The following is a 9505-nucleotide window of genomic DNA, read 5'->3' as shown; positions in this document are numbered from 1 at the left end:
GAGGAAGATCGATGTAAAACGTACGGACATCCAACCACAGTGATTATGATAGATTTAAATGACTTAAAAGCTATAAACGATAAATTTGGTCATTCGGTTGGAGACCAAATTATCCAAAAAACGGCCCAAATCTTAAAGAAGAATGTGCGCTCCAATGATTTAGTCGCACGTTTAGGAGGAGATGAGTTTGGCATTCTAAATATTGAAATGACTCTAGAAAATACTCAGAAATTGGTGAATCGGCTTTTAAAGTCCTTACAAAATGCTGGAATTAATGCTGCTGTTGGTGTTGCGGCACGTGAACCAAGTAAAAATTTACGAATGGCAGTAATTGAAGCAGATGAAAAAATGTATCAGCATAAACGTCAAATTAAAGTCATCATTTGATTGACCCAGATGAAGAGGATGTTTGAGGATCTAAAACAATAATCGTAAGTCAGACACTTGGATTGTGAAGCTAGACAGGAGTCTTGCTTGAGCAGTAAGCTCATTTGAAATTTTTCTAAAATTAACATAATGGCTGTTATACGAACTATCTATGTAATGCAAATTGCATTACACTATATCCATGCATTCAACAAATGGGAAAAGTAATGGCTACTGTTAACTTCAGGGTCGATGAAGCCCTAAAAGAAAAATCATTTTCTGTCCTAAAAGAACAAGGTATTGCACCAACTGAATTCTTCACCAACATACTTGAGTATATTGCAACTACAGGAAAACTACCTGTTCAAAAAGCATTGCTCTCAGAAGAAGATGCTGAATTATTAGCTCTTGTCCGTAAGCGCATTAATGACCCTAAAGAGATGTTTGAGGAAGTCACATTAGATGACTTATAAGCTTTTACGTCACAAAGACTTTACAGTAGAATGGGAAAAACTCCCTGTTGCTATACGAGATCAATTTAAGAAGAAACTAGCCAAAGTCATAGAGCATCCACATATTCCAAAGAATATGCTTAGAGGGGATCTTGCAGGTTGCTATAAAATTAAATTATTAAAAGCTGGTGTCAGACTTGTCTATCAAGTTAAAGATGATCAGGTAGTTATCTTGCTCATCACAGTCGGGAAACGAGCTGATAGCATAGTTTATGACGAAGCGAAGAAACGCATTAAAGACTAAAAATGGGAGCTAGCTTGCTTCAAATTTCTGAAAAAGTCATCAATGATGCAGAAGAAATATGTAAAATCGAACATGGTGACTGAAGGCGTGGGTGGTGTGATAACTCCCTAATGGTTTTCAGTCACCTTTTTTTCAAGCTAATTTCTTATCCGTGATTCAGGTTATCTACTAAATCACAGACAAAAAAAACCTGCATTTTGGGGAAAATGCAGGTTGAAAACTTAAAAATTATTTCTGTGGAGAAATTAATTAATACCAATATACTTGGTTTAATATGCAATATAAATCACATTATATATCAAAATTTAGAGATATTGGACTGCCACCATTCTCCTAGATAAACTCTTTCTATTTCACTTTTAGCTGTGTATTGGCTATCAGGTAAATTACTTTATTGTCTTAGCAATATGTTGGGAAAAATTGATCTAAAGCCATCCATATAGCTTAACTAGAGCTATTCAATGCGGAGTTTGCTGAAGTATGAAATACTGCTCAAATTCATCAATCGGCATCGGTTTACCAAACAGATAGCCCTGGTAATGATAACAACCCTGTTTTTCTAATACGTCCCGTTGAGCTTCGGTTTCTACACCTTCAGCCAGCACAGAAATTCCCAAAGTTTTTGCCAAAACAATGATCATTTTGGTAATTTCAGCATCATTGGCACTCACCGTAATATCCCGAACAAAACCTTGATCGATTTTTAATTGATCAATCGGAATCCGCTGTAAATAAGTTAAAGAAGAATATCCTGTACCAAAATCATCTAGAGAGAACATCACCCCGTAACGTTTAAGAACCGTCATTTTTTCAATAATGTCTTCTACCCGCATCGCTAAGGCGCTTTCGGTAAGTTCAAGTTTGAGTAAGTGTGCGGGAGCTTGTGTACGTTCCAGAATTTCGAGTACGTCTTGAACAAATTCATCGCGAGCAAATTGGCTAGCACTGACATTTACAGCCATGCTGAGGTGAGCAGTTTGCGGATACTTGGCCCAGTTACTCAATTGTTGGCAGGCACTTTCCAGTACCCATTGACCCAGAGTAATAATGAAACCATTCTCTTCTGCGACGGGTATAAAACGAGCAGGGGAAATCATTCCTTTAACTGGATGCAGCCAACGTAACAAGACTTCTACTCCTGTCACCTGTTGTGCACCATTCACTTGTGGCTGGTAATATAATACCAGCTGGTTTTTTTCTAGTGCTTGACGTAATCCGGTATCAATCTCAGCACGCTCCTGAACCTGAGATTGAATCTCGGGATCAAAAAAGCGATAAGTATTTCGACCATAATTCTTTGCGTCAGACAGTGCCATAGCAGCACGTTTAATTGGATCTTGGATATTTTCACATGCTTCTATCCCAAATAGGCTGATCCCAATACTGGCTGAATTATGATATTCAGAGTCGGCCAAAAAGTAAGGTTGAGTGAGTGTCTGTAAAATATATTTTGCGGTTTTTTCTAGTTGTGGGATAGCTTCCATCTCTGAGCTTCCAAGATGATCAAGCAGAACCACAAATTCATCACTTCCCAGTCGTGCAACCATGTGATTGGCTTCTACGCATTCTAGCAGGCGAGTTGCGACTTGCTGTAATAAGTAGTCTCCGGTTTCATGGCCTGCAGTGTCATTTATAGCTTTAAAATTATCCAGATCTATTAACAGAACAGCGCCGAGCTGTTTTTTATCTTTTGCATCTCTCATGCTCTGTTCAAGGTGTTCCAAAAATAGGCTACGGTTTGGCAGTTTAGTCAGAGAGTCATAAAACGCTAGCAAGTGTACTTTTTCTTCTGCAGCTTTATAGGCAGAAATATCGTTAAGCGTTGCAACATAATGTGTGGTTTGGCCATGCTCATCACGTACAGCAGCAATCAAGATGTGTTGTGGATACAGTTCGCCATTTTTGCGCTTATTCCAGATTTCACCCTGCCAAGATCCTTTCGTGCGAATATGGTTCCACATGCTGGTATAGAAGTTTTTGTCATGCAGACCTGATTGTAAGATTTTAGGTGTATAACCAATCAACTCTTGTTCACTATAGCCAGTAATTTCTGTAAAAGCATGATTGGTACGTAAAATAACCAAATTAGGATCTGTAATCATCATCCCGACTTGAGAGTTAAATGCGGTCGCTGCAATACGCAGGTTTTCTTCTGCTTTTTTACGTTCGGTAATATCACGTGCCGAGCAGAAGAATACCTCATCATCATCAAGATGCACCAGGACTGAACTGACTTCTACCGGATAACACTCACCTTGGGCGTTTAGATAACAGGTTTCAAAGCGAATTCCTCCAGGTGTAGAAATCCCTCTATTGATCAGCTCTTGCAACTCAGCCTTATTATAGCCGTTATCCCAGTAACACAGGGTTTTGCCCAAGGCTGCCTGCGGAGTACTACCAATCATGCGAAAAAAGGAATCACTACCTTGAAGAAGCTTGCCTTGGCGATCTACAACATGAATACCATCTTGTGCATTACGTAACAGCATCCGACTACGACGATTGGTCAACATATTTGCCCGAATTTGCTGCCAAAGTAACCATCCAGCAATCGTGGTCACCGCAATGAAGAGTAATCCCAGCAAAACGGCTTTAATAACATCTTCATACCATTGGGCTAGATAGTCTTTTTCACCGAAGGCAACAACAACAAAAATAGGCATGCTGCTTAGCTTGCGAAAGTTACCAATACGCGGGATTTTATCTGTAGTTCGTCGAGTATAAATAGTGCCAGACTGTGCGCCGGAGTGAACCAGTTGTGACAGTTCCGGTGGCCCCCCCACAAAACCCACCTTTCCGTTCGGTGTTTTAAGCATGGGATTACGTGCAATAACTCGCATATCTAGGTCTTGTACCAGTACCACTCCTTTAGGGCCTACATCCAGTTCTGCAATCAGTTGATTAAAGTAGCTAGCAGGTAAAGCAGTGATAATCATGCCTGCAAAAGTTCCATCACCCTGATTGTAACGTCGTGCAAATAGATGAACCCAGCCTTGACCATTTGGATCTCTGATCAGCTTGGTGACAAACAGTTGATCCGTACTTTTTTGTTGGGCCTCTTTAAAAAAACTAAAATTTGCATAATTAGACCTCTGACCGTCCATATCATGATCAGCGAATTGGACTTGACCTTTTTCATCGGTAATGTGTATTCGTGTAACAGAGCCGATACAATCTTTTTGTTTCTGAATAAATAGATTTATTTCTCTATTATTTATTTGTTTTTCTTTACTTAATTCTTTTTCTATATAAGTTTTTAAAGTATACAAAGACAAATCGATTTGTTGTAAACCGCTGCTCACACTTTCTTCAAGTAATGATGTTAAATTTTCTACACCAGTCCTAGCCTGAGCTTCTTCGAGCTCACGTGAAGTATGTAAGGTATAGACTAGTAAGCTGATCATGAACATATTCATGATCACTACAGTCAGGACAAGAAGTTTAAAAATAGATTTTTTTTTTTGCAGCATATGTGCTCTGTGAGATAGAGAGATGGATCCGGAAATTTGAACAACTTCTATAAGTGATATTCCGCTCTAGTTAAGCCACCTTGTTTTGTTGGGGTAGCTGATCATAGTAAAACTCATTGGGTGTCATTTTGTCTAGACTCGAATGAGTTCGTTCATGATTATAAAAGTACTGCCAGTCAGTTATATAGTCCTGCACCTCGCTCAGATCTCGAAATAAATACTGATTTAGACACTCATAACATACTGTACGATTAAATCGCTCAACATATGCATTTTGCTGTGGATTGCCTGGTTGACTAAATACATGCTCAATACCATGCTAATCACACCACTTTTCCATCAGCTTACTTATATACTCTGGACCGTTGTCGGTTCTAATGCGTTTAGGTTTGCCTCGCCATTCAATGAGCTGATCAAGTGCTCTCAGCACACGTTCTGCTGGCAATGAAAAGTCAATCGATACATGGGTTGATAACATATTAGTAATAGTGATACGCCTTACAATTACAGGATTTATAGTAATGCTAGGATTTTTCTTGGCGTTTATTGCTACGATGGGTCCACCTATTGCACCTCATATTTGGAATGGGGGGCTAGATGCTGGTATTAGAATAAGCACTGGTGTTATCGGCTTGGGTTCATGTGCTGCTATATTGCTTTGGTTTTTCTGGACACTATGTTGTGATGTTTATCGCTTTATTATTCGTACCAAATAACCTTCGAGAGCATCCTACATTTTGTGTAATTACTGATGAAAGCCACATATCTGTTACACAGAATATAGGATGCTCTCCATTATTAAGCTTACATACCTATAGGATAGATACTTCTAGCCAATATGGAGGTGTTTTTCCTTTAGAAGCTTGAGAACGTGGCTGAAGAATACGCAATTCATATTTACCTGAATATGGAAGCGTGTAATAACCTTGGTTATCTAGTTCAGAGGAATATTCTCCTACATTGACAGAATCTGATAGATTCTTATTAAATAAATAAGAATCTACATTCCCTCCCGTTGTTTTAACAGAAAGCTTTTGGTTCTTTTTGGCATAAAATGTATAGGAATCGTACTTACTACCCTTTAATTTCCCATAATAGTTAGCTGAACTAGCGCCTTTTTTAAATTGAACATCAACAGTTTTAGCCACTGCATCTGAAGATGCGGCCATGACTGTAGGACTCACCATTAGAACAGGAAGCGCAATTAGAATAGTAGCAGTTAAGTTTTTCATATTTTAAACACTCAAACAGTAAAAAAAACGATTTTATCTCAACGCACACTGTCAAACTTTATAGATATGTTATATTAGTATTACCAATATAGAGAGTGCATTGATAGGTTACTGAACAAGGCTGCTCATAATCGTTGGTGTTAATTAATTAATACACTAGTTTCTAATTCTATCGCAAACCTAACTATAGTAGTAAAAACCTGAATTTCATTATGTAAACAAAGAGAACGCTACTATTTAGCAGTGTTCTCTTATTATATTTAAAGGAAAAAATTATGCGTTCTTTGCTTTTGACGGCAATGTGCTTAACGGTCAGCTTAACCCTAGTAGCTTGTAGTAATCAACAAGCCGATAGTACGGATCATAATAAGGAGCCGACAATAGAAGTACCTGTAGCGTTATTGGCGTTTACCGCTTTTGGTAATAAAGAAAAAAGTTGGCGGACAGTAGTTGAAGGAAATAAATTAAGTATAGAAGCAGAATTCTTAGAGCCTACAACAATTGTAGTAGTGGGTTCCGCCACTACTGAAGGCGTCAAATACGAGAGTACAGTCAATGGACAACCTATTATTTTAAATATACGAAAAAATATTTGTATCGATGACAATGGCTACCAAAATGAACTGACCGCAACATTAAGTTACGCAGGCAAAGCATATGATGGTTGTGCCATTACCGGTGCAATGGAAACTGCGCCCACATAGAAGATAAGCCTAACCTATGAATAAACCATTGAAAAAATTTAGCCTAGTATTCTTACCATCATTTTTGTGGGTCGTATTAACTGGGCTAGGATTTGGCTCTCAAAGTCTATCTAATTTGATTGAAATTATAGGAATTTTTATAGTATCTGTGCTGTGTTTATTTATCCCAGAACGATTTATAAAATATCAACACCTTCTTCTAATACTCTTAATAATCACTGCCTTAGTGCGTTTTTTAACCCCATATATACCGGAATAATATTAAACCAGTTGGCTATTTGAACCGGCCCGACTATATCGGAGAGCGTTTTATTTCTCATTGGTGAGCTTTATCAGCCAATCTGCGATGATCACATTCTGCTCTTTTAATTGAGCCATATAACGATAACAGGTTTGACTAACTTGAAAGATGAGACAGGCCTTGCTCACTGAAATACCAAATTGCTCAACAGCATGCTGAGCAATTGATTTACGTTGAATTGGCCTTAAAACTTTTTTGACAGTGCGTCTTGTAAGATATCTGACTTGAGTCGCTCATCGGCATACATACGTTTAAGACGAGCATTTTCAGCTTCTAGCTCTTTCAATCGAGTCATCATCGAGAGATCCATGCCACCAAATTTTGATTTCCACTTATAAAATGTGGCCGAACTCATTCCATGTTCACGGCATAAATTTGGAACTGGAGTTCCTGCTTCAGCTTGCTTCAAAATACTCATGATTAAGCTGTCTGAATATTTAGATGTTTTCATAGAAAATCTCCTTAAATTAAGGCTATTCGATTTTCTACTTTTAAGTTCAATTATTTGAGGGGAGCATTACCGATAAACAGGACTGCTGTGAAAAAAAGTAGTGGTAAAGGAGAAAGTAAGAGAGCTTTTACTATTTTTTCATTTGAGTATTTCACTAACTTAATTCTCCTATCTACTCAATAAACAATAATACTATAACGATTTTATTGGAGGTTTTTTGATTTTATTTAACATAATGGCTGTTATGCAAAGTCGACTTGTAATGCAGTTTGCATTACACTGTTCCTAGTACATTAAATACTTGGGAAATATGATGGCTACTGTTAACTTCAGGATCGATGAAGCCCTTAAAGAAAAATCTTATTCAATCCTTAAAGAGCAAGGTATTGCACCTACGGATTTCTTCACTAGTATTCTTGAGTATGTTGCTACGACTGGGAAACTGCCTGTCAAAAAAGCTTTGCTTTCGGAAGAAGATGAAGAATTATTAGCTCTTGTCCGTAAGCGCATTAATGATCCTAAAGAGATGTTTGAGGAAGTCACATTAGATGACTTATAAGCTTTTACGTCACAAGGACTTTACAGCAGAATGGGAAAAACTCCCTGTTGCTATACGAGATCAATTTAAAAAGAAACTAGCCAAAGTCATAGAGCAGCCACATATTCCAAAGAATATGCTTAGAGGCGATCTTGCAGTTTGCTATAAAATCAAATTATTAAAAGCTGGTGTCGGACTTGTCTATCAAGTTAAAGATGATCAGGTAGTTATCCTGCTCATTACCGTCGGAAAATGAGCTGATAGCATAGTTTATGACGAAGCGAAAAAGCGAATTAAAGACTAAAAATGGGTTCTAACATAAAAATGGGAGCCTTTAGCTCCCATTTTTATTGTTAAACATTGAATCCTATATGTTTTCCTGTTGGAAGTTCTACATCAATACGGAGCTTACCTCCCATTGCCTCAACATACTTTTTCATGGTTGAAATCTTAAGATCATTGCCACGATTTTCTATTGCGGAAAGCGATGGCTGTTTTATTCCCAAAGTTTCAGCAAGCTCTTTTTGAGAAATTTCGAGTTCTTCACGAATAAGATGAAGCTGATTTTCTAGCAGTAATTCATCTGCCATTTTTTGAATACGGGCTTGGCTCTCTGGAGAGCGACTAGCTAATAATTCCTGTAAGGTTTTAGCCATTAGATTGATCTCCTAGGGTTGAGAGATGAAGTTCGTATTGCTGATCTGCAATATCCAGCATCTCTTTATAAAATCGCTTTTTCCCGCCTTTATCAGCAATGCACAATACAATGGCTTGTCGTAATGGATCAAATGCGAAAAAGGCTCTCAGTGGTTTACCTCGATGTTGAACACGAAGCTCTTTCATGTTGGTAAATTTAGAGTCATAGACGGTATCTACTAAAGGGCGGCCTAAACTTGGCCCTTGCTGCTGTAGAACAACCAGGGCAGCTAGAACCTTCTCTTGTGTTGATTCGTCTTGCTGTTCAAGCCACTGATTAAATAGATCTGTCGTAATGACTGTCCACATACCACAACCAAAATATAGATTATAGTCTATATTTTAGGCGCATTATGCTTGTTTTGCAAATGAGAAATGATAGGCAATAAAAAAGCCCGACATCCTGTCGGGCTTTTTCGTATCGGTGGTTTAGGTATAACTCCTGTCGTACCTCACGTCCTGGTGTTGCACTTATCATTATTGTTTTATGTGTTGGAACATCCTGTTCTCTATATCCCCATCATATGAAAATTCGCAGAGATAATATAGACGCAATGGTCCTTAATTCATGTCAGCCTGAGCTTACAACATTGCTCAAAACTTACCCCAAGGTTTATCCGAAAAAATTGTGGATTGTTTTTAGGCTGAAAGCCTTATAGAGTGTATGTGATTCTTAGTTTTGCGCGTTTTTTGAGAAAAAGTGTTGGCAAAAACTATCAAAACCGCTCATAAAAAAGCCGACTTGTTTCAAAGTCGGCATTTTGGGCTTTTTAAGGTTTTATTAAGTATCTGATATTTATATTAATATACATGTGTATTGCGTATAACCACCATTATGTTAAATAGAATCAAAAAACCTCCAATAAAATCGTTATAGTATTATTATTTATTGAATAGATAAGAGAATTAAATTAGTGAAATACTCAAATGAAAAAATAGTAAAAGCTCTCTTACTTTCTCCTTTACCACTACTTTTTTTCACAGCAGTCCT

At 37.8% G+C, this 9505-nt stretch carries 11 protein-coding genes and 2 pseudogenes; 7 read left to right on the top strand and 6 right to left on the bottom strand.

Annotated features, from left to right (window positions below):
* The 3 genes from ACG9ZB_RS16045 to ACG9ZB_RS16035 form a co-directional block, all read left to right on the top strand.
* On the top strand, positions 1 to 387 hold a 387-nt coding region (locus ACG9ZB_RS16045), incomplete at its 5' end, for a GGDEF domain-containing protein (protein ID WP_419326734.1).
* A 206-nt stretch (positions 388 to 593) separates the two neighbouring features.
* Entirely contained in the window at positions 594 to 839 is a 246-nt protein-coding gene (locus ACG9ZB_RS16040) for a type II toxin-antitoxin system RelB/DinJ family antitoxin (RefSeq protein ID WP_419326733.1), read from the top strand.
* Entirely contained in the window at positions 829 to 1122 is a 294-nt protein-coding gene (locus ACG9ZB_RS16035) for a type II toxin-antitoxin system RelE family toxin (RefSeq protein WP_419326732.1), read from the top strand. Before ACG9ZB_RS16040 ends, ACG9ZB_RS16035 begins: the two co-directional genes overlap by 11 nt.
* A 458-nt stretch (positions 1123 to 1580) precedes the next feature.
* Here the strand turns inward: ACG9ZB_RS16035 and ACG9ZB_RS16030 are convergent, their stop codons facing one another.
* Positions 1581 to 4526, bottom strand: coding sequence for an EAL domain-containing protein (locus ACG9ZB_RS16030; RefSeq protein WP_419326731.1), 2946 nt, complete (start codon positions 4524 to 4526; stop codon positions 1581 to 1583).
* Positions 4527 to 4662: 136 nt separating this feature from the next.
* Positions 4663 to 5055, bottom strand: a pseudogene (locus ACG9ZB_RS16025) (integrase core domain-containing protein); the annotation flags it as partial.
* Positions 5056 to 5113: 58 nt separating this feature from the next.
* Here ACG9ZB_RS16025 and ACG9ZB_RS16020 point away from each other — a divergent pair.
* Positions 5114 to 5308 carry a hypothetical protein gene (locus ACG9ZB_RS16020; RefSeq protein WP_039255598.1) on the top strand — a complete coding sequence of 65 codons (195 nt, stop codon included), beginning with the start codon at positions 5114 to 5116 and terminating at the stop codon, positions 5306 to 5308.
* 96 nt (positions 5309 to 5404) lie between these two features.
* Here the strand turns inward: ACG9ZB_RS16020 and ACG9ZB_RS16015 are convergent, their stop codons facing one another.
* Positions 5405 to 5824 (bottom strand): PPC domain-containing protein, encoded by a 420-nt coding sequence (locus ACG9ZB_RS16015; protein ID WP_419326730.1) that lies wholly within the window; start codon positions 5822 to 5824, stop codon positions 5405 to 5407.
* A gap of 275 nt (positions 5825 to 6099) precedes the next feature.
* Here ACG9ZB_RS16015 and ACG9ZB_RS16010 point away from each other — a divergent pair, with 275 nt between their 5' ends.
* Positions 6100 to 6528, top strand: a complete 429-nt coding sequence (locus tag ACG9ZB_RS16010; RefSeq protein ID WP_419326729.1) for a hypothetical protein — start codon at positions 6100 to 6102, stop codon at positions 6526 to 6528.
* 315 nt (positions 6529 to 6843) lie between these two features.
* Here the strand turns inward: ACG9ZB_RS16010 and ACG9ZB_RS16005 are convergent.
* Positions 6844 to 7280 (bottom strand): annotated as a pseudogene (locus ACG9ZB_RS16005) (transposase); the annotation flags it as partial.
* A 313-nt stretch (positions 7281 to 7593) separates the two neighbouring features.
* On the opposite strand from ACG9ZB_RS16005, the gene ACG9ZB_RS16000 reads away from it, so the two are divergent.
* The gene (locus tag ACG9ZB_RS16000; protein WP_000246755.1) at positions 7594 to 7839 is read left to right on the top strand and encodes a type II toxin-antitoxin system RelB/DinJ family antitoxin; all 246 of its coding nucleotides are present in this window, start codon (positions 7594 to 7596) and stop codon (positions 7837 to 7839) included.
* Complete coding sequence (locus ACG9ZB_RS15995; protein WP_419326728.1) at positions 7829 to 8074, top strand: type II toxin-antitoxin system RelE family toxin; 246 nt, start codon at positions 7829 to 7831, stop codon at positions 8072 to 8074. Before ACG9ZB_RS16000 ends, ACG9ZB_RS15995 begins: the two co-directional genes overlap by 11 nt.
* A gap of 97 nt (positions 8075 to 8171) precedes the next feature.
* Here ACG9ZB_RS15995 and ACG9ZB_RS15990 read toward each other — a convergent pair whose 3' ends face one another.
* Entirely contained in the window at positions 8172 to 8474 is a 303-nt protein-coding gene (locus ACG9ZB_RS15990) for a helix-turn-helix domain-containing protein (RefSeq protein WP_001140620.1), read from the bottom strand.
* Positions 8467 to 8823: a type II toxin-antitoxin system RelE/ParE family toxin gene (locus ACG9ZB_RS15985; protein WP_180187311.1), complete on the bottom strand. Its 357-nt coding sequence runs from the start codon at positions 8821 to 8823 to the stop codon at positions 8467 to 8469. Before ACG9ZB_RS15985 ends, ACG9ZB_RS15990 begins: the two co-directional genes overlap by 8 nt.
* Positions 8824 to 9505: the final 682 nt, after the last annotated feature.

Source organism: Acinetobacter johnsonii (genome assembly GCF_048551975.1).
Taxonomy (GTDB): Bacteria; Pseudomonadota; Gammaproteobacteria; order Pseudomonadales; family Moraxellaceae; genus Acinetobacter; species Acinetobacter johnsonii_A.
Note: the sequence above shows the minus strand (reverse complement) of the source record. Positions and strands in the feature narration are given on the sequence as shown.